We start from the raw sequence: 19556 nt of genomic DNA, 5'->3' as shown, positions 1-19556 counted from the left end.
CGCAAAGACCCGCCCGGCAATCACTCAGAGACCGACGTCTGGCAACTCCGGACGGTTAGCCATGGCCTTGGCCATGATCTGTTCGACGAACACCCGATCGGCTTCCGGCAGCGCCAGGCGTGGCGGACGGGTCAGCGCACTGCCGCGACCGGCGATGGCTTCGCAGAGCTTGATGCACTGCACCAGGTCGGCACGGGCATCGAGGTGCAGGATCGGCATCAGCCATTCGTAGATCGGCATGGCTTCGGCAAAGCGACCGGCCTTGGCCAGGCGGAAGATGGTTTCGCCTTCTTTCGGGAACACGTTGGACATGCCCGAGACCCAGCCCTCGGCACCCACGGCGATGCTTTCCAGCACCACGTCATCCAGACCTGCGAACAGCACGAAACGATCACCCACTTCATTGCGCACGTCGATGAAACGCCGGGTGTCGCCGGAGGAGTCCTTGAAGCACACCACGTTGTCGCAGTCGGCCAGGGAAATCAGGATGTCCGGGGTGACATCGTTTTTGTAGATCGGCGGGTTGTTGTAGACCATCAGCGGTACGTCGGCATTCTTGGCCACGTAGCGGTAGTGCTCGGCGGTCTCGAACGGTTTGGAACCGTAGACCAGCGCCGGCATCAGCATCACGCCATCGACACCGACCCGGCGCACCGCGTTAGCCACCTTGGCCGCTTGCACGCTGGTGAACTCGGCCACACCGCAGATCACTGGCACCCGGCCGCGGGAGGCGTCGACCGCGACTTCGGTCACGGCGATTTTTTCTTCGGCGGTCAACGAGGTGTTTTCCCCCACCGAACCACACACCACCAGGCCTGACACGCCATCACGGATCACGTTGGAAATCACCTGGTGGGTTTTTTCCAGGTTGATCGAGAAGTCATCGTTGAATTGAGTGGTCACCGCGGGGAAGACGCCACTCCAGTTAATGCGTTTGCTCATTGTTGCCTCCGGTTCGTTTTTTGTATTTCGTATACGATATTTCAAGTGACAATATTCGGCTAGTGCTTTTTTCAATCAATCAGGGTTTTTTGGGTGAAATCACTCTGGCTAGGGAGCTTGTGTGGTGAGGCAGCCCTTGTGGTAAGGGGGCTTTTGTGGCGAGGGAGCTTGCTCCCGTTCGGCTGCGCAGCAGTCGTGAAACCAGAGTACCGATTGTTTCAGACAAACCGCGATTACAGCATTGGGGCTGCTGCGCAACCCAGCGGGAGCAAGCTCCCTCGCCACAAAAGCTACCTCACCACACCTCTCACCACAGAAGCTCCGACTCGGCCTCAGGCACCCGGCCAGGTGTCTGACAGGCGATAGCCCTGTGGCCACGGATCGCTCGGGTCGAGCAGCAATTGGTGGGTGCCGGTGATCCAGGCGCGGCCGGAAATGCACGGGTAGATCGCCGCCCGGCCGGCCACTTCGGTTAGTGAATCGATGCGGCAATGGAATTCGGAACCAATGATCGAACGGCCAATAAAGCGCTCGCCCACTTGCATCAATCCCTTGGCCTGCAGCACCGCCATGCGCGCTGAACAGCCGGTGCCGGTGGGCGAGCGGTCGATTTTGCCGGGTTGAATCACCACCGCGTTGGCACCGGTGGCAATACCGTTCTCCATGACGATGGGCGCGGCGATCTGGCAGAAGGAAATGTGCGACCACTCAGGGTTTAGCGGATGGACGAAGCCCAGTTGTTCATTGGCCGCACGAGTGATTTTCAACCCGACCGCCACCAGGTCTGCAGCCTCATCAGGACGAATGGAAAAGCCCAGGCGTTGGGCATCGGCGATGACAAAACTGTCGCCGCCGTACGCGGTATCGACCTGCAATGAACCGAGGCCTTCAACTTCGATCCAGGCGTCGAGGCGGTCAGCGAAGGAGGGCACGTTCTTGATTTCCACCCGTTCGACCTTGCCGTCGCGACAGTCGGCCACGGCCTCGATCAGCCCGCCGGGCGCTTCGAGCACCAGCCGGGTTTGCGGTTCGGTCATCGGCAGAATGCCGCTGTCGAGCAGCACCGTGGCCACGCACAGCGAGTTGGAGCCGGACATCGGTGGCGTGTCCGCCGGTTCCATGATGATCCAGGCCATCTGCGCCCTTGGGTCCTTGGCCGGCACCAACAGGTTGACGTGACGGAACACACCGCCGCGAGGTTCGTTGAGCACGAAGTTGCGCAAGGTTTGATCCTTGGCGATCCAGCGCGATTGTTCCCAAACGGTGGCCCCGGGCGGCGGGGCGACGCCGCCGACGATCACATCGCCGACTTCACCTTCGGCGTGGCAACTGACTACATGAATGACTTTCGATGAGCGCATGGTTTGCTCCTTCTATTGCCTGCCCGCGATGAGGCCAGTTGTTATTTCACTGATTTCAGAAACGCCGCCGTCTCCGCCTGCACCGGATTACCAATCACTTGATCCGGCGAGCCGATCTCGTGCACCAGGCCATTGCGAAAGAACGCCACGCGGTCGGAGACGTCGCGGGCAAAGCGGATTTCGTGGGTCACCAGCACCATGGTCATGCCGTCTTCGGCGAGCATGCGCATGGTGTCCAGCACCTCGCCCACCAGTTGCGGGTCGAGGGCCGAGGTGGCTTCGTCGAACAGCATGTAGTCCGGCGACATGGCCAGGGCGCGGGCAATCGCCATGCGCTGTTGCTGGCCGCCGGACAACTTGCCGGGAAAGGTCTTGAGCTTGTCGCCAAGGCCCACGTGGGTCAGTTGCTGCACCGCCAGTGCCTCGGCTTCGGCCTTGCTTTTACCCAAGACCTTGCGCGGCGCCAGCATCACGTTTTCCAGCACCGTCAGGTGCGGGAAGGCATTCCATTGCTGGAACACAATGCCGATCTTCTGCCGCAGGCGATTGAGGTCGGTGGCGCTGTGATGGACCTCTACGCCGTCGACGCGGATGTTGCCTTTCTGGATCGGCTCCAGGCCGTTGATGCACATCAGCAGGGTCGATTTGCCGGAGCCCGAGCCGCCGATGATCGACACCACCTCGCCCTTGTTCACCGTCAGGCTGACACCCTTGACCACTTCGAGGTCGCCGAAGGATTTATGTACGTTGTCGATCTCAATCATTTTCTTGCCACCTTCTTTCCAGACGAGCGCCCAGGCGAGCGACCACCAGGCTCATGACGTAGTAGATGAGGCCCGCGATGCACAGCACCAGCAACGGTTCCTGGATGCGGGTCACGATGGTTTGCGAGGCGCGCAGCAGTTCGACGATGCCGATCCACATCACCAGCGCGGTGTCTTTCATCACACCGAGCACCAGGTTCAGCCAGCCAGGGAAGGCCACCCGTGTGGCCATCGGCAGGACAATCCAACGCAGGTCCTGCAGGAAGCTCAGGCCCAGCGAGCGACTGGCCCGGCGCAGGGTGAATGGCACCGATAGCACGCCGCTGCGCACGATCTCGGTGAAGTACGCGGCGGCATAAACCCCCAGCACAATGCAGCCGACGCTGAAGGCGCTGATGTTCAGGCCGACGATGCTCTTGAGCGAGTTGAACAGCACGAACTGGATCAGCAGCGGCACGCTGCGAAACACATCCAGCACCCAGGCCAGGGGCAGACTGGCCCGAGGCAGCAAGGCCCGCAGCAGGCCGAAGAGCAAACCGGCCAGGGAGCCGAGAATGATCGACCAGAATGTCAGTTGCAGCGTGACCCAGGCGCCATTGAGCAGGAACAACAGGTCATTGGAGGAAAAACCGGTGTCAAACATGGACAGCTCCTCAGTAACGGAACAACCGCCAGGCCATCAGCCGGGCTGCCGCGACGATCGTCTTGGCAATCAGGTAATACAGCACCGCTGCAATGGCGAAATACTCGAAGGTGCGGAACGTCTTGACGTTGTAGTCCTGGGTCACCCCGGTCAGGTCATTGTTCAGCCCGACGATCACCCCCAGCGACGTCATCAGCACCGCCCAGACCATCTGATTGGTCAGCGGGTAGAAGACGATCCGCAATAGCTGCGGAACGATGATCATGCGGTAGGCCTGGAAGGCACTCATGCCCAGCGAACGTGCGGCGCGCACTTGGGTGTCGGGTACGGCCTTGAGGCCGCCGCGAAAGTTCTCCGCCAGATACCCGGCATTGTTGAACGTGATCCCGGCCAGCAGGGCGAACCACGAGCTGACGTGCATGCCCAGCGAACCGAGGCCGAAGTACAGGACGTAGATCTGGAACAGCGACGGGGTGTTGCGCGCGATTGACACCCAGCCGTTGCCGATACCACGCAGCAGCGGGTTTTTGCTTTCGCGCATCACGGTCAGGGCCAGGGCGATCAGCACGCCGAAGATCATCGACAGCGCGGCGGTCTCGAAGGTGACCACGGCACCGGCGAGCATGTCCGGCAGGGCGCGCAGGGTCGCGCGCCATTGGAAGGTGTAATCAAACATACGCGGGGCTCTCCATCGGCAAGGCAGGTTGCAGCCAGTTCGGCAGGCGACCGCTGGCGGTAGCGCTGCAGGCGGCGTCGACGCATTCTTTGATGCTGGCGAAGTGCACCTTGCGCCCCACCAGACCGGGTGCGTAATGGGCGTATTTGCCGGAATTGGTCATCAAGGTTTTTGCGCCCGGCGGGATCACCGGTTCGCCGAGCATGCACCAACAGGTATCGGTGACCAGGGTGGCGCCGAAAGCTTCGATCACGGCGATGTGCCCGGCGTCGCGAGCCTGCTCCAGCACGGCGCGGCCGCAAGTAATGGCGAGGACCACGTCCGGGTGTTTGTGCCGACGGAGGCACAGCCGCGCAAGGTGAGCGAACTCGCTGAGGGAGAAATGCGGGTTGCCCAGCGAGACCACATCCACCCGGTTGTCGCGGGCACTGTTGAGTTCGCGCCAACTGACCAATAGATCCTTCAGGCGGATTGTTTCCATGGGTATGGACACACCCGTCTCCAGCACCTGTTCCGGGTCGATGGCCTCCGGGGTGATCCCGGCGATATGGAACAAGGGGGCGGCGGACGTGGTGGCAAACGCTGCGCCGAATGCCTTGAGGTCGTCCAGGCTCGGCTTGCGGTTTTCCAACCCGTACACCAGTGGAATCCGGCTGCCCGCTAGCGCGCCGATGTGATAACCGAGCAGCGGGTAGAAGGCATCGTCCAGTTCACCCAGGACGGGCAGCTCGACCTGCAGTCGGGCCTTGCGTTGTGCGTCCAGGTGACAGCCGATCAATGGGGCGCGGCCGGTCAGGGCGATGCAGATGTCCAGGTAGTCCGGGTATTTGAGGGTGCGTGCGCCGAGTACGCTGTTGGCGTAAACCACTGCATTGGATTCGGCCCAGACGATCTGCTCGCCAGCTTTCGGTGCGCTGTCGAGCAGGTAGGGCGCGCAGGTGAAACTCAGCTGTGCGCCCATCGCCATATAGGCATCGCCCAAGGCACTGGCTGGTTCGCCGAGCGCCGGGTCGATACCCAGCTCGCGCCAGCGGCGCTGGTCCACGGAAATCGAATTGAGGGTGGTGGGCACCCGCACGTTGGCGCCCCATTGCACCAGTTGTTCGGCAAAACGCAGGCTCGCCGGCCCGGTGTAGATGCAGCCGTCGATGTGCGCCTGGGTGACATCCACCAGACGGCGGGCACCTTGCAGTTCGGCCATGCGCAGGACGATCTGCATGGCCATCTGCGCGGCCTTGCCATGTTCGCCGTCGAGCAGCGTCCGGTCGTGTTCGGTGAGTTCAATCGAGGCGCTGGTTTCTGCAGGTTGCGATGGGCTGTCGAGTGCCTGCCAGGCATCGCCCGGCAAGTGTTCGAACACGGTTACCGAGGCGCCGTCGACCCGAGCGAAAGCCTTGCCGCGCAACATGGCGAAGGCCTCCTGGCCGATGCACAGCACCGGCAGGGAAAGCTCGAAAATGGTCTGTGCCACCAGCACGCCCAGGGTCAGGATTTCATCCGCTTCGGCCAGCACCAATGCGGCCGGTGCGTGACCGTTGCTGATCAGTTCCATCAACACGCTACTGCCGGTGCACGAACCGCGACCGCTGGGAATGGCCAGCACGCGGCCGGCCAGGTATTCGCCGCTGAGCGGGTGGTGACGGTCAATGATCTCGCCGCTATACGGATCGACCCCGCCCCAGAAACTCAACCCGATATCGGCGAACAGCAGGGCACCCTCGGCGGCGCCCGCGACCAGGCTGCGACCGGTCAGAAAAATGGGCCTAGGCATGCCGGACACCTCAGTAGTAGACCTGTGGCACGGTCAGGTTGGTCGGCGAAATTTCGGTGCCGACCCATTTGACGAACAGCTCCTTGTAACGACCGGTGCGCACCTGCTGGTTGACGAACAGGTTGAGGTAGTTGAGCAGGCCATACTCGTTGCGCTTGGCACCGAGAGAGACGTAGTCGATCACGTACGGCGCGTTACCGGCGACTTTCAGGTTTTTGTATTTGCCCGACTTGAGGGTGGCGGCAGCCACGGTATTGGTGACCACGGTGGCGTCGATATGGCCTTGGGCGACGGCCAGCAACGTGTCGTTCTGCGACTGATAGGCGCGGAAACTGCCGGTGCCCCAGCTCTTCACGTCTTTCTCCAGGGCAATGGCTTCATAGGTGCCGCTGGTGTTGCCCACGGGTTTGCCCTTGAGGTCATCGAAGCTGTTGATGCCGGTGTTGTCGCGGGTCAGCACCACCATCTGGAAGGCAAAGTAGGGCACCGTCAGGCCGACGGTCTTGGCTCGTTCGAGGGTGTCGGAGGTGGAGGCGACAATCACGTCGGCCCGCCCGGAAACCAACGCCGGGATGCGGTCCGGGAATGGTGTCTCTACCACTTCGGCATCGACCCCGAGGATTTTCGCCAGGTCGTGGCAGTAGTCCACGTCGAAACCGGCCGGGTTGTTACCGGCATCGCGAAAACCCATGGGCGGGAAGTCCAGGGTCACGGCGCAGCGCAGCTTGCCCGACCCGATGATGTCGTCGAGCTTGTCGGCCTGTGCGGTGGCGATGAAGGAGGTACTGAGAACAGCGCTGAGGGCTACGGCAAATGCGGGGTTTTTCATAGAGGCCTCGTTGATGTGAAGTGCTGTTGGATATCGTATTGGGGATTTCGTATACGATATTAAATATAGCAATCAACGTGCCCATTTCCAGGCCGAGGCGTGAATTAATCGTCAGGCCTTGAAGTAGAGGTGTTGTAGTGCGTCGCAGTGGTGCCGTGAGGGTCGAGGTCCGCAATGGCGGGTGTTACAGATGGGAGCAAGGGATGTGCGGGGCGCCCCTTTAAGGAACACCCACAGGCATGGGAGCGGGCAAAACCTGCGATCTTTTGATTCGGCTAACCCTTTGCGGGAATACCCCTAATGTGGCGAGGGAACTTGCTCCCGCTGGGCTGCGAAGCGGCCCCAAACCCGGCAGTCACGGTTTTTCGGATGCACCGCATGCTCAGGTTTTGCGACTGCTGCGCAGCCGAGCGGGAGCAAGCTCCCTCGCCACAGATGCCCTATAGGCTCAGATCAATATCAGGCCGGCGGATCGAGGTTATCGATGAGGCCCGAAAAAACACCGCAGAACTTTGTGCAGACAGCCATGCTGTTGTGGCGAGGGAGCTTGCTCCCGCTGGGCTGCGAAGCGGCCCCAAACCCGGCAGTCACGGTTTTTCAGGTACACCGCATGCTCAGGTTTTGCGACTGCTGCGCAGCCGAGCGGGAGCAAGCTCCCTCGCCACAGATGCCCTATAGGCTCAGATCAATATCAGGCCGGCGGATCGAGGTTATCGATGAGGCCCGAAAAAGCACCGCAGAACGTTGCAGACAGCCATGCTGTTGTGGCGAGGGAGCTTGCTCCCGCTGGGCTGCGAAGCGGCCCCAAACCCGGCAGTCACGGTTTTTCAGGTACACCGCATGCTCAGGTTTTGCGACTGCTGCGCAGCCGAGCGGGAGCAAGCTCCCTCGCCACAGATGCCCTATAGGCTCAGATCAATATCAGGCCGGCGGATCGAGGTTATCGATGAGGCCCGAAAAAACACCGCAGAACTTTGCAGACAGCCATGCTGTTGTGGCGAGGGAGCTTGCTCCCGCTGGGCTGCGAAGCGGCCCCAAACCCGGCAGTCACGGTTTTTCAGGTACACCGCATGCTCAGGTTTTGCGACTGCTGCGCAGCCGAGCGGGAGCAAGCTCCCTCGCCACAGATACCCTATAGGCTCAGATCAATATCAGGCCGGCGGATCGAGGTTATCGATGAGGCCCGAAAAAGCACCGCAGAACGTTGCAGACAGCCATGCTGTTGTGGCGAGGGAGCTTGCTCCCGCTGGGCTGCGAAGCGGCCCCAAACCCGGCAGTCACGGTTTTTCAGGTACACCGCATGCTCAGGTTTTGCGACTGCTGCGCAGCCGAGCGGGAGCAAGCCCCCTCGCCACAAAAGCCCTATAGCCTCAGATCAATATCAGGCCGGGGGGTCGAGGTTATCCAGCACCCGGTTCACCGCCAGCTCCCCGAGCATCACCACCGATTGAATCCCCAACATCATGTTGCGATGTGGCATGTCCACCAACCCGGCGAACTCACTGAGCATCACGCTGGCCGAGGCCAGGGTTTCGCAGGCGTTGACCAGCAGGGTTTCGTTATCGACCTTCGTACCCACATGGTAAATGGTGCTGGGTTTGCGCTTGGTGTCTTTGGGGATGGGCGGTTTGAGGTAGTGGTCGAGGGCGCGGTCGGCGGCTTCGTTGAGTTTTTTCGAATCGAGGGATTCGTACGGGGATGTTGGATCGGTTGCCGGTGGGTTGGGTGTAGGTTTGATCATGATGAAGCTCCTTGATGACTGGAGCTGCCGCCGTTCGCGGTCAAACGAACAAGGTGGCAGCTGTACGCGGGTTGACCGACCGGACATCAAGGAATCCGGCACACCCGAAGGTGTCCCACGCACAGCCACCGCGACACGATTTTTCAGGCAATGCCTGAATTTGGTCTTGGACGCTGGCGCGCCTTGATTTGTTCGGACGGTCAAATCCGATCGCTGATTCGTCAGCGACCCGGAAACGATAGAGCCCGGCCTCAAGGCGCACAAGCCGGCGGATTCTGGCGTAGTCGTAGGCAACGGCGCAAGGATGTGTAGGCTGAGTGAGTGTCTGGAAGTGTCGTTTAAACATCGCCTGTTGATCGTTCCCACGCTCTGCGTGGGAATGCCTCAACGGACGCTCTGTGTTCGGCTTTAGAGAGTGGGACGCAGAGCGTCCCGGGCTGCATTCCTTTGCTGCGCGTGGGAACGATCCTTAGCGCTGATTATCCCGATACTGACTCGGTGACAAACTGGTCAAGGCGCGGAACTGTCGGCTGAAGGCACTGTGGTCGGTGTAACCGCAGCGCAGGGCGATTTCGGTGATGGGCAGGTCGGTGTGCAGTAACAGCCGCGAACCTTCTTCCAGGCGGGCCTTGTTTATCATCTGCCGCGGGGTGAGCTGGAAAACCCGTTTGCAGTGACGCTCCAGTTGCGCCACGGAATAGCCGGCGATGGCGGTCAGTTCGGCGAGGCTGATGGGGCGGGCGAAATGGCTGCGGATATGCGCGTCCACGGCGGCGAGTTTCTGGAACGCGGGATGGTTGGACTGTGGTGATTGCAGGTCGCGGGAGATCCCGGCCAGGCCAACGATCTGACCCTGCTCATCGTGCAAGGCGAGTTTGTGGGTCAGGCACCAGACCGGTTGGTTGCCGTAATACAGATGCAGCTCCAGTTGATCGGCCAGTTCGCGGCCGCTGGACAGGACCCGCCGATCCTGTTCGGTGTACAGCGGGCCGAAGCGTTCGGGGAAGACCATTTCGGCGGTGCGCCCCAGCAGCTCCTCACAATGTTTGAAACCGCAACGCCGGGCCAGGGTCTGGTTGACGAAGGCGTAGCGGGCTTGGCTGTCCTTGATGAAAAACACCACGTCCGACAGGGTATCGAGCAGCGGCGCAATCGGCTGCAGGCTGTTGAGCAGCGTTGGCAAGTCGCAGGGTTTGAAGGTGCTGAGCGAGGGATACATGGCGCTGGGGTCTGAGGGTGACCCCGGGATCATAGAGGCTCGGCAGTATGGCTGAAACCCCCAAGGGGGGTTCAGGTTGGCGGGGTGTCGTTCAGGCACATCAAGGTCTCGATTCGCGCCGGGCTGAAGGGCGGGCGGGGCGCCGAAGGTTGCCAGCCAAACAGGTGCTGCACCGCGCCGCCACACACCCGGCCCTGACAGGCGCCCATGCCGCAGCGGCTGGCCAGCTTGGCTTCGCGCCAGTCAGTGTGCCCGGCCAATGCGGCATAAGGCACGTCTTCGCAGCGGCAGACCAGGGTGTCGGGCTGGGCCAGGGACTTGAGTGACGGGGCGAGGGCGAATGCCTGATTCAGTGCCTTGGCGAAACCCTGCCAGCGTGCCCGGCGAGGCCACAATTGGCGGGCAGCCTCAAGGTTACCGACCGCTGCGTGGCCGGCAATTGCACCTTCGACCAACGCCAGTTCACTGCCACCAAACCCGGTGCATTCACCCGCCGCATAATGATCGGCGCGGCTGCTGGCCTGCCAGGCATCCACCGCCAAGGCCTGCCCCTCGATGGCATAACCCAGTGCCTGGCCCAACTGAATGTTCGGGATCAAGCCAAAACCACAGGCCAGCCGATCACATTCCAGTTCGACGATTTTGCCTTGCTGTTGCAGGCGTACGCCTTCCAGTCGGTCAGTGCCAAGGGCGGCCAGTACATGAGTCGCGGTGCGGTAATGGCGGTCGAACAAGCTGAACGATTGCATCAATTTGTTGGGCCAGCGTGGCAGTTGTGCGGCGAAACCGGCGACGGCGGTGCGGCTGGCTTGTTCGGCGATCCGGTGTACCTGCGCGCCGTGTTTTTTCGCAGTGGCGGCACTTGCCAGTAATAGCGGGCCGCTGCCGGCGATCACCACGCGTTCACCCTGCACCGATAAACCGGCCTTGATCAGCGCCTGCAAGCCACCGGCCCCGGTCACGCCGGGCAATGTCCAGCCGGGGAAGGGCAGCAGCAATTCGCGGGCGCCGGTGCACAGAATCAGCTTGTCATAACTGATCAGCCAGCCTTTATCGTCATCTTCGACCAACAGCTGTTTCGGACCGGGATTGGCGATCACTCGGGTGCCAGCGTGACGGCGGATGTTACTGCGGGACTGCAAACGCTCACGCAGGCGCAGGGCCTGGTCGGGCACGTTGGCTTGAGGCCCGTCACGCCAGATTTGCCCGCCCGGCAGCGGATTGTCGTCGAGCAGGACGATGCGTGCGCCGCTCGGCGCGGCAGCAAGGGCGGCAGCCATGCCCGCCGGGCCGGCACCGATGATTAGCAGATCGGCGTATTCATTCATGGCCATGTCTGCACCTGCATGCCGTCTCGGCACAGGGTCTGGCAGGCCAGGCTCCGACGACCGTCGATGGTTACCCGGCATTCCTGGCAGATGCCCATGCCGCACAGCGGTGCGCGGCGCTGGCCACTGACCGATGTGCGCGTGCATCCATCACTGCTTGCCGCCAAGGCAGCGGCGACGTTGGTGCCCTCGGCCACCTTCAAGGCGCGGCCGTCCAGCAGTAATTCAGGCATAGGCAGGTTCTCCGAGGAAGCGCTGGGGCAAATAGGGGTGAGCGGGCAGTGGCGGGGTTTCGTGGAACAGTTGCGCCACCAGCAAGTCGGCCGTGGCGGGGGCCGTGGTGACCCCCAACCCTTCATGACCGACCGCCAGCCACAAGCCCTGGCGCTGTGGATGCTGGCCCACCAGCGGCAGGCCATCGGGGCTGGCGGCGCGAAAGCCGGTCCAGGCGCGGATGCCGTTGAGCCGGGCCAGAGCCGGCATGTACTCGGTGGCGCGCTTGAGCATTTTCGCCAGCATCCAGCCTTCGACCTGCGGGTCGGTGGTACCGAATTGCCGCGAAGCACCAATGAACAATTGCCCGGTGGGGCGCGGCTGAATATTGCAGGCGGTCGACGGTCCCGTGGCGTTGTGGGCGCTGGTGACGTAACCCAGTTCGACCAAGGTATGGGTGACGGTGCGGGGATAGCGATCGGTAATCAACAGATGACCTTTCTTCGGCTCGATGGGTAACTCCGGGCACAGTTCGTTGGCCTGAATACCGTTGGCCAACACCACCGCTTCGGCGCTCAACCAGTGGCCGTCATCGAGGCATACGCGGTTGCCATCGACCGCGCTGACCCGCGCCCGGCGCTGACGAATATTCGGCGTGTCGAGCATCCAACTGGCTGTCGCCGGCGCATAAAGAATGCCGTCGCCATTGATCAACAAACCGCCTTCCAGACCCTCGCGCAGTTCCGGTTCACGCTGGCGCAAGGCACTGGCGCTGATCAATTCGCATGCCACGCCCTGGGTTTGCAGGTTCAGGTATTTGCCATGGGCGACCGCCATTTCCTCGGCGTTGGCCGCCAGCCACAGTGTGCCGTTGTTGCGGTAGGCGCAGCCGTCTGGCAGGTCCGGTGCCAGTTCGCGCCAGCGTTGCAAGGAATGTTGACTCAGGGCCAGCTCGGCCGGATTGTCATCGAGTACCAGCAGGTGCCCCATGCCCGCCGCCGTCGCGCCGTGCAGGCCGGCGTCCAGCACCAGCACTTGCAAGCCTCGACGGGCCAGCGCCTGGGCACAGGCGGCGCCGATGATGCCGGCGCCGATCACGATCACATCGGCCACAAGGCCCTCGTTCATGGGCGAATGCCCCAGGCGAACGGGTCATCCTGTTCGATGATCAGGCTGGCTTCGGCGCTGATAAAGGCCCGGCCGCGAATGGTCGGCACGATGCGTTCGCCCTGCAGTTCGTAAGAGCCTTCGAACTCGCTGCCGATGACACTGGCCTGGCGCCAGATCTGCCCCGGTTGCAACTTGTCGTCTGCCGCCAGGCACGCCAGTTTGGCGCTGGTGCCGGTGCCACACGGTGAGCGGTCATAGGCCTTGCCGGGGCAGAGTACGAAGTTGCGGCTGTCGGCGTGATCGTCATCGGCGAACAGTTCGATATGGTCGATCAATCCGCCGTCCTCACTACGAATGCCCTGAACGTCCAGTGCCTGCTGCACGGCGTAGGTATAGGCGGTCAGCGCGTCGAGGTTGTCGCCGGCGATGCGCAGGCCATGCTCGGCGATCAGGAAAAACCAGTTACCGCCCCAGGCGATATCGCCGACCACCTGACCGATTCCCGGCACTTGCAACACCAGCGCCTTGCGGTAACGGTAGGCCGGCACATTGCGCACGCTCACCGAATGGTCGTCGTGCAGGGTTGCCTGCACCGTCCCCACTGGCGTCTCGATGCGGTGCACGCCGGGGCTGATCTTGCCCAGATGCGCCAACGACGCCACCAGGCCGATGGTGCCGTGGCCGCACATGCCCAGGTAACCGCTGTTGTTGAAGAAGATCACCCCGGCACAGGCGCTCGGGTCCACGGGTTCGCAGAGCAAGGCACCCACCAGCACGTCGCTGCCACGGGGTTCCAGCACACAGGCGGCGCGCCAGTGATCGTGATGTTCGGCGAGCAGCTGCCGCCGTTCGGCCATGCTGCCGCTGCCCAGGTCAGGAAAACCGGCGGTCACCAGGCGGGTCGGTTCGCCGCCGGTGTGGGAGTCGATCACGGTGATGCGTTTCATGGGAGGGCCACGTCCGTTCAGATGAGTGAACGAAAGAGTGGCCCGTGCGGCGGGGTGTCGGCTTGATGGATTTATCCTGTGCCGATGACGAAATCAGCACAGCACCTAGTGGGCGTGGGGCAGGTGTTCGAACAGGGTCTTGCAGACGCCGGCAATGTGCTCGTCCAACAGTTTCACTGCCAGATCCACATCCTTGGCACGACAGGCTTTGATGATCTCACGGTGTTCGTGGTCAGCCCGCTCCTTGCCGGCCGACAGGCTCATCTGCATGCGCAGGTAGCGTTCCAGTTTGTCGTTGACCGAACGAATCAGGCTGACCAGGAACGGCCGTTGCGCCGGCTCATAGAGGCAGGCATGCAACTCCCAATTGAGCTCGGCCCAGCGGCCCACATCATCCTCGCCGATGAACTCCTGACAGATACGCTCGGCACGGGCGAAGGTTTCTTCGGTCATGTTGGGAATGGCCAGGCGCAGTATTTTGTCCTCCAGCAACATCCGCACTTCGAACATCTGCGCCAGCTCCGCATCGGAAACCCGCGTGACCATCGCCCCGCGATTGCGCTGGAACATCACCAGCCCCTCGGCCTCCAGGCGCTTGAGGGCTTCGCGTACCGGGATTTTGCTGACATTGAACTGGCGGGCAATGTCGTCCTGGCGAATCGGCTCGTCCTCGGCGAAATGCCCGGCGACGATCGCGTCCCGCAGATGACGGGTGATGATTTCCGAAGTCGAAGGCGTATTGCCAAGGTCGGGAGCGTTGAATTTGGGTAGGTTCACGGCGGCGGTCGTTTGGAGTGAGATAGCAATAGGGTATACGAAATTCTTTCGCTGATCTTCCTTGGTCCGTGTACTCCAGACCAGGCCGAATCCGGGATCTGCGGGTTTCTTGATTGATGTCAACCGCCTGAACCGGCCTGCCCGGTATGCTGCGCAGAATCCGACAGCTGAACCGAGGGCGAGAATCCCATGCTCTATCCGCTGTTTCTGACCCTTCATCTGTTTGCCGCCCTGATCTTTATCGGCACGGTGTTCTTCGAAGTGCTGTTCCTGGAAAGCATCCGCAATCAGTTGCCCGCCAAAGTGATGTTGCTGGTCGAGCAGGGTATCGGCCGACGAGCCCGTACGCTGATGCCGTGGGTGCTGCTGGTATTGTTCGGCGCGGGACTGGGCATGGTCTGGCTGCGCTATTTGCCCGTCCTTGCAACGCCATTGGCGTCATCGTTCAGCACGTTGTTACTGTTGAAGATTGTGGTCGCCGTGAGCGTGCTGCTGCATTTCCTGGCCGCCATGTTTTTGTTCAAAAGCAACCGAATGAACGCTCGATACCTGCATTTCATCCATGGCAGCCTGTTCTGCCATATGGTCGTCATCGTCCTGCTGGCCAAGGGCATGTTTTACCTGACGTGGTGACCGGTATTGTCCGGCCAAGTCTTTGGCTTGCGGCAATGGCTCCGACCGTACGATGCATCCGGTCGAGCTGTTTGGAGAGGATTGGCATGTGCCTGGCGATTGGGGAATCGAGACGCTCGTGGCGACAGACAAGGCGCCGGACGAGGGTGTGTAGAGGGCGCAGCGACAGGTTGACGTGTCGCCGCCAGGCTCAATGTTAGTTTTCTTCAGCTTTGTGTTCGGGACACTTGGCGCGACGCTGGGTAAAGTCAGCACCGCTTGCCCGGCCAAGTGTATTTCAGATGGATTACTGGATGGCCAGCAGTTGGTCAGGGTGGGCACCAATTCTATAAAGCGCGACACGATTGGCGAATGAGCAAATGGTGTCGCGACAGTGAAAAGAGAGCATTGCTCCCGGCATGCTTGATCAGATTCAGTCAGAGCGAATAGCCAGTTGCCTGTCCTAGGTGGTTGTCCTGCTGAACGCCAGCGATGAGGTGCAGTGGAATGTGCTGTTGCTCATCAACCAATGAGACTTCGAACCCTCCCACTATTTGGGGTTGTCGCTCACACATTTCGGTCGACTCTCCTGTCAGTGCTTTTGCCATTCTCGCGTGGTTCGCTGCGATTTCATTGAGAGTTGACACGTTACATCTCCGGTGACTGACCAAGCGCGTTAGTTTGAGTGCCGCCGCGTCAGAATTACGTCGTTCTGGGGCTGCTACGACCGGCGCGTGCAATCCCTAAGCCAGACGTGGCGCAGATTTCGCGTCGCGCTTTCACAGGCGACGAATGGTGGCGAGGTGGCGCGTTTGACTGACCGTCACGTTTGATTTCACCGCGTCCACGGTGGTGTAGGCGGGCATGACCACTTGGTTATCCAGGGCGGTGTAACGCTCATCGACATAATTAGCCTCCACGTCGAAGTAAATAAAGATCATCCCCATACGAGGTCGATACATTTGCCCCGACGCTTTACCGTACATGCGGATAAACGTATATTCGAAAAAGCGCATATCTCCTGAGGCAGAAAAAAAATCAAATGGCTGACCTTCTGACGCCGACCACTGTTTTCAAATGCCTGGCTGACGACAACCGGGTCCGCATGATGCTGCTCATCGCCCATGAGGGTGAGCTGTGTGTCTGTGAATTGACCTGTGCGTTGAACGAGAGCCAGCCCAAAGTCTCCAGACACCTGGCGCAGTTGCGCACGTGCGGATTGCTGTCGGACCGTCGGCAAGGCCAATGGGTTTACTACCGGCTGCACCCGAATCTTCCGGACTGGGTGCGTCGGTTGCTGAGCATCGTGCTCGAAGCCAACCAGCACTGGTTGAGCCCTGATGCCAGGCGCCTTGAAGAAATGGGCGACCGTCCGGAGCGGGCAGCTGTCTGCTGTCCGGTTCGATGATTCCAGGAACGCCATCCCTGACAACAAAGACAGAGCACTGCAACATGACTATCAAAGTGGGCATCAATGGTTTTGGCCGCATCGGTCGTCTCGCCCTGCGCGCCGCCTGGAGCTGGCCGGAATTCGAGTTCGTGCAGATCAATGACCCGGCGGGCGACGCGGCGACCCATGCGCACCTGCTGAACTTCGACTCGGTGCATGGCCGTTGGAATTATCAGGCGGACGCCGAGGGTGATTGCATTGTCATCGACGGCAAACGAATCAAGGTAACGGCCAGCCAGGCGATCGCCGATACCGATTGGTCGGGCTGCGATCTGGTGATCGAAGCCAGCGGCAAGATGAAGACCGTCGCGGTGCTGCAGGCTTACCTCGACCAGGGCGTCAAGCGCGTGGTGGTCAGCGCTCCGGTGAAGGAGCAGGGTGCGTTGAACATCGTCATGGGCGTCAACCATCAGCTGTTCAACCCGGCGGAACATCGCATCGTCACCGCCGCGTCGTGCACCACCAATTGTCTGGCGCCGGTGGTGAAGGTGATCCACGAGAAACTGGGCATTCGCCACGGCTCGATCACCACCATCCACGACCTGACCAACACCCAAAGCATCCTCGACCAACCGCACAAGGATCTGCGCCGGGCACGGGCTTCGGGCATGAGCCTGATCCCGACCAGCACCGGCTCCGCCACCGCCATTGCCGAAATCTTCCCTGAGTTGCGCGGGCGTCTGAATGGCCACGCCGTGCGCGTACCGCTGGCCAACGCTTCGCTGACCGATTGTGTGTTTGAAGTCGAGCGCGTCACCACGGTCGAAGAAGTGAATCAGTTCCTCAAGGACGCGTCCGAGAACGAACTGAAAGACATCCTTGGGTTCGAGACGCGTCCGCTGGTGTCCATCGACTACCGCACCGACCCGCGCTCATCGATCATCGATGCGCTGTCGACCATGGTCATCAACGGTACCCAGGTCAAACTTTATGCCTGGTATGACAATGAATGGGGTTACGCGAATCGCACCGTCGAACTGGCCAGAATGGTCGGCCTGGCCGTTTAAGGCGCGGTGATGAAAGCGTTGTCAGCCCTCACGCCTCAAGTGCGGCAGTACCTGCTCGTGACGGGCAATTACTGGGCCTTCACCCTCACCGACGGTGCCTTGCGCATGTTGGTGGTGCTGCATTTTCATGCGTTGGGCTACAGCCCGCTGCAAATCGCGGCGTTGTTTCTGTTCTACGAACTCTTTGGTGTGATCACCAACCTGGTGGGCGGTTATCTCGGCGCCCGACTGGGCCTGAACCGGACCATGAACATCGGGCTGGGGATGCAGGTTGTAGCGCTGTTGATGCTGACGGTGCCAGTGGCCTGGTTGACGATTCCTTGGGTGATGGGGGCTCAGGCGCTGTCGGGGATCGCCAAGGACCTGAACAAGATGAGTGCCAAAAGCGCTATCAAACTGTTAGTGCCCGATGGGCAGCAGGGCACGCTTTATCATTGGATAGCCATTCTCACCGGTTCGAAGAATGCACTTAAGGGCGTCGGTTTCTTTCTCGGCGGGGCATTGCTCGCGCTAATCGGGTTCAAAGGGGCAATGCTCGCCATGGCGGGTGTGTTGGCGCTGATCTGGATCAGCAGCTTGATCCTGTTAAAAAAGGATCTGGGCAAAGCGAAAGCCAAGCCCAGGTTCCGCGACATCCTCTCCAAGAGCCGTGCCATCAACATTTTGTCGGCAGCACGGATGTTCCTGTTCGGTGCTCGCGATGTCTGGTTTGTGGTGGCCTTGCCCGTTTACCTGAGCAGCGTCTTTGGCTGGGATTTCTGGGCGGTCGGTGGATTCCTCGCGGCCTGGGTGATCGGCTACGGCATCGTGCAATCGTTCGCGCCGCGAATCACCGGTAAGCAACGAGGGCATGTTCCCGATGGCCGCGCTGCGTTTGTCTGGGCGCTTGCTCTGGCAGGCCTGCCCGCGGCAATCGCTCTGGGGCTGAACACCGGGTTGTCGCAACAGTGGGTGCTGTTGGGTGGATTGATGGTCTTTGGTGCGCTGTTCGCGATGAATTCCTCGCTGCACAGCTACCTGATCGTGTCCTATGCCAAGGAAGACGGTGTGTCGCTGGACGTGGGTTTTTACTACATGTCCAACGCCATGGGACGATTGATCGGCACTGTGCTCTCTGGCTGGGTTTATCAGCTCTTCGGGCTGCAAGCGTGTTTATGGATTTCCAGCGCATTTGTTATATTCGCCGCGGTAATTTCAATCGCGTTGCCGAGGCATGCCGAAGAGATCTAAACAGCTCTAAAGGCAGCTATTTCCCACGTTTTAGTTGCAATATCACAACTTCAATTTTTATCTTTATTTGGTGTTCTGTCATTTTTCAGGCGTCAAATATTTGCAATTTGTTATATGGATCGAAAAGCGATTGGACTTAGCACAATTTATTCATACGCACTATTACAACCTCGGCCTACATTACCAACCAAGCGAACCCACGAGGAAGCTACAACAGCCAGACAACTAAGCTTCGCCACAACAAAAATGACATCCTCCTTATAAGTCGGTGATTAATCATGATTAAAGTCATGGCCTACTTTTTAATAGGAGCTTCTCTTGCAGGATGCAACGGTATGGTTAAACCCGACTTGTCGGGGCCTGCCAATGATTCATACTTTTCTGTCTTCTCAGGCTTTCCCTTGCCCTATCTGTACACAGCCTCGGCCGTGCAATGGAACGAGGACTACGCCGTCACCACCCGCCACACCCCACTCATCCGCAACGTGGAATACAGCTGCAGCACCGGTTGCGACCTGGTCTTCATCAAGCACAAGGCCGACGGCCATTATCCGTCATGGCGCGCACCGCGCGTGGGTGAGCACATCACTGCCGTGGGGACGAGTCCGTACATGACCACGGTCACCGGGCAAGGCAAGGTGTATCCGGCGCCTTTCATCAATAGCGATGAAGGCAGTGGCGAGCGCTATGCCATCCATGATGCGCCGATGATCAAGGGAATGTCGGGTGGGCCAGTCATCGCCAACGACGGCAGCATTGTCGGGATCAATGTCGGTTTTTTCTCCACCACACTTAACGATATAAGTTTCCATCCCGGGGTTAAGGGCGCCGAGAGGATCAGCATTTTTATTCCGTACTCGATAATTCAGCGTGAGTGGGGGTTGATGCAGGCCAAGCTTAATGATCCGCACGGCGCGAAGTACGCGCAGAAGTAGT

The 19556-nt window shown here is 60.5% G+C and carries 21 protein-coding genes and 1 pseudogene; 6 read left to right on the top strand and 16 right to left on the bottom strand.

From position 1 onward, the window contains the following. Positions 1 to 24 precede the first annotated feature (24 nt). From ACZ9BB_RS13755 to ACZ9BB_RS13690, 14 genes are all read right to left on the bottom strand, one after another. A complete protein-coding gene (locus tag ACZ9BB_RS13755) occupies positions 25 to 942 on the bottom strand; it encodes a dihydrodipicolinate synthase family protein (protein WP_476214256.1) in 918 nt (305 codons plus the stop codon). Between the two features lie 332 nt (positions 943 to 1274). Continuing rightward, the gene (locus ACZ9BB_RS13750) at positions 1275 to 2303 is read right to left on the bottom strand and encodes a trans-3-hydroxy-L-proline dehydratase (protein ID WP_476214255.1); all 1029 of its coding nucleotides are present in this window, start codon (positions 2301 to 2303) and stop codon (positions 1275 to 1277) included. A 41-nt stretch (positions 2304 to 2344) separates the two neighbouring features. Next, positions 2345 to 3067, bottom strand: a complete 723-nt coding sequence (locus tag ACZ9BB_RS13745) for an amino acid ABC transporter ATP-binding protein (protein WP_476214254.1) — start codon at positions 3065 to 3067, stop codon at positions 2345 to 2347. Further along, positions 3060 to 3710, bottom strand: coding sequence for an amino acid ABC transporter permease (locus ACZ9BB_RS13740; RefSeq protein WP_476214253.1), 651 nt, complete (start codon positions 3708 to 3710; stop codon positions 3060 to 3062). Before ACZ9BB_RS13740 ends, ACZ9BB_RS13745 begins: the two co-directional genes overlap by 8 nt. 10 nt (positions 3711 to 3720) lie before the next feature. Then, positions 3721 to 4386 carry an amino acid ABC transporter permease gene (locus ACZ9BB_RS13735; RefSeq protein ID WP_476214252.1) on the bottom strand — a complete coding sequence of 222 codons (666 nt, stop codon included), beginning with the start codon at positions 4384 to 4386 and terminating at the stop codon, positions 3721 to 3723. Beyond that, a complete protein-coding gene (lhpI, locus tag ACZ9BB_RS13730) occupies positions 4379 to 6157 on the bottom strand; it encodes a cis-3-hydroxy-L-proline dehydratase (RefSeq protein WP_476214251.1) in 1779 nt (592 codons plus the stop codon). The genes ACZ9BB_RS13735 and lhpI overlap by 8 nt, the downstream gene beginning before the upstream one ends. A 10-nt stretch (positions 6158 to 6167) precedes the next feature. Continuing rightward, the gene (locus ACZ9BB_RS13725) at positions 6168 to 6986 is read right to left on the bottom strand and encodes an ABC transporter substrate-binding protein (RefSeq protein ID WP_476214250.1); all 819 of its coding nucleotides are present in this window, start codon (positions 6984 to 6986) and stop codon (positions 6168 to 6170) included. A gap of 1381 nt (positions 6987 to 8367) precedes the next feature. After that, positions 8368 to 8727, bottom strand: coding sequence for a DUF6124 family protein (locus ACZ9BB_RS13720; protein ID WP_476214249.1), 360 nt, complete (start codon positions 8725 to 8727; stop codon positions 8368 to 8370). A gap of 469 nt (positions 8728 to 9196) precedes the next feature. Then, positions 9197 to 9946, bottom strand: coding sequence for an AraC family transcriptional regulator (locus ACZ9BB_RS13715; RefSeq protein ID WP_476214248.1), 750 nt, complete (start codon positions 9944 to 9946; stop codon positions 9197 to 9199). A 71-nt stretch (positions 9947 to 10017) separates the two neighbouring features. Further along, positions 10018 to 11274 carry an FAD-dependent oxidoreductase gene (locus ACZ9BB_RS13710; RefSeq protein ID WP_476218310.1) on the bottom strand — a complete coding sequence of 419 codons (1257 nt, stop codon included), beginning with the start codon at positions 11272 to 11274 and terminating at the stop codon, positions 10018 to 10020. Continuing rightward, positions 11271 to 11507 carry a (2Fe-2S)-binding protein gene (locus ACZ9BB_RS13705; protein ID WP_476214247.1) on the bottom strand — a complete coding sequence of 79 codons (237 nt, stop codon included), beginning with the start codon at positions 11505 to 11507 and terminating at the stop codon, positions 11271 to 11273. The genes ACZ9BB_RS13710 and ACZ9BB_RS13705 overlap by 4 nt, the downstream gene beginning before the upstream one ends. After that, positions 11500 to 12615: an NAD(P)/FAD-dependent oxidoreductase gene (locus ACZ9BB_RS13700; RefSeq protein WP_476214246.1), complete on the bottom strand. Its 1116-nt coding sequence runs from the start codon at positions 12613 to 12615 to the stop codon at positions 11500 to 11502. Before ACZ9BB_RS13700 ends, ACZ9BB_RS13705 begins: the two co-directional genes overlap by 8 nt. Continuing rightward, complete coding sequence (locus ACZ9BB_RS13695; protein WP_476214245.1) at positions 12612 to 13544, bottom strand: 4-hydroxyproline epimerase; 933 nt, start codon at positions 13542 to 13544, stop codon at positions 12612 to 12614. Before ACZ9BB_RS13695 ends, ACZ9BB_RS13700 begins: the two co-directional genes overlap by 4 nt. A 105-nt stretch (positions 13545 to 13649) precedes the next feature. Then, positions 13650 to 14321 (bottom strand): GntR family transcriptional regulator, encoded by a 672-nt coding sequence (locus tag ACZ9BB_RS13690; RefSeq protein ID WP_476214244.1) that lies wholly within the window; start codon positions 14319 to 14321, stop codon positions 13650 to 13652. A gap of 189 nt (positions 14322 to 14510) precedes the next feature. On the opposite strand from ACZ9BB_RS13690, the gene ACZ9BB_RS13685 reads away from it, so the two are divergent. Both ACZ9BB_RS13685 and ACZ9BB_RS13680 read left to right on the top strand, forming a co-directional pair. Further along, a complete protein-coding gene (locus ACZ9BB_RS13685) occupies positions 14511 to 14954 on the top strand; it encodes a CopD family copper resistance protein (protein WP_476214243.1) in 444 nt (147 codons plus the stop codon). Next, a pseudogene (locus tag ACZ9BB_RS13680) lies at positions 14953 to 15108 on the top strand (DUF3079 domain-containing protein); the annotation flags it as partial. The gene ACZ9BB_RS13685 and the pseudogene ACZ9BB_RS13680, both read left to right, overlap by 2 nt. 262 nt (positions 15109 to 15370) lie before the next feature. Here the strand turns inward: ACZ9BB_RS13680 and ACZ9BB_RS13675 are convergent. Continuing rightward, positions 15371 to 15580 (bottom strand): hypothetical protein, encoded by a 210-nt coding sequence (locus ACZ9BB_RS13675; protein WP_476214242.1) that lies wholly within the window; start codon positions 15578 to 15580, stop codon positions 15371 to 15373. A 132-nt stretch (positions 15581 to 15712) separates the two neighbouring features. Further along, on the bottom strand, positions 15713 to 15949 hold the full coding sequence (locus ACZ9BB_RS13670; protein ID WP_476218454.1) for a hypothetical protein: 237 nt from the start codon (positions 15947 to 15949) through the stop codon (positions 15713 to 15715). 26 nt (positions 15950 to 15975) lie between these two features. Between ACZ9BB_RS13670 and ACZ9BB_RS13665 the strand changes: the two genes are divergently transcribed. The 4 genes from ACZ9BB_RS13665 to ACZ9BB_RS13650 all read left to right on the top strand — a co-directional run bounded on the left by ACZ9BB_RS13665 (position 15976) and on the right by ACZ9BB_RS13650 (position 19555). Next, on the top strand, positions 15976 to 16341 hold the full coding sequence (locus tag ACZ9BB_RS13665; protein ID WP_476214241.1) for a metalloregulator ArsR/SmtB family transcription factor: 366 nt from the start codon (positions 15976 to 15978) through the stop codon (positions 16339 to 16341). Between the two features lie 44 nt (positions 16342 to 16385). After that, positions 16386 to 17390 carry an ArsJ-associated glyceraldehyde-3-phosphate dehydrogenase gene (locus ACZ9BB_RS13660; protein ID WP_476214240.1) on the top strand — a complete coding sequence of 335 codons (1005 nt, stop codon included), beginning with the start codon at positions 16386 to 16388 and terminating at the stop codon, positions 17388 to 17390. Between the two features lie 9 nt (positions 17391 to 17399). Beyond that, positions 17400 to 18620: an organoarsenical effux MFS transporter ArsJ gene (gene arsJ, locus ACZ9BB_RS13655; RefSeq protein WP_476214239.1), complete on the top strand. Its 1221-nt coding sequence runs from the start codon at positions 17400 to 17402 to the stop codon at positions 18618 to 18620. A gap of 335 nt (positions 18621 to 18955) precedes the next feature. Then, positions 18956 to 19555 (top strand): trypsin-like peptidase domain-containing protein, encoded by a 600-nt coding sequence (locus ACZ9BB_RS13650; RefSeq protein ID WP_476218308.1) that lies wholly within the window; start codon positions 18956 to 18958, stop codon positions 19553 to 19555. The last annotated feature ends 1 nt before the right edge of the window (position 19556 follow it).

The sequence above is a fragment of the Pseudomonas sp. TE3552 genome, from assembly GCF_056278945.1.
This window is presented reverse-complemented; position numbering and strand designations above follow the sequence as displayed.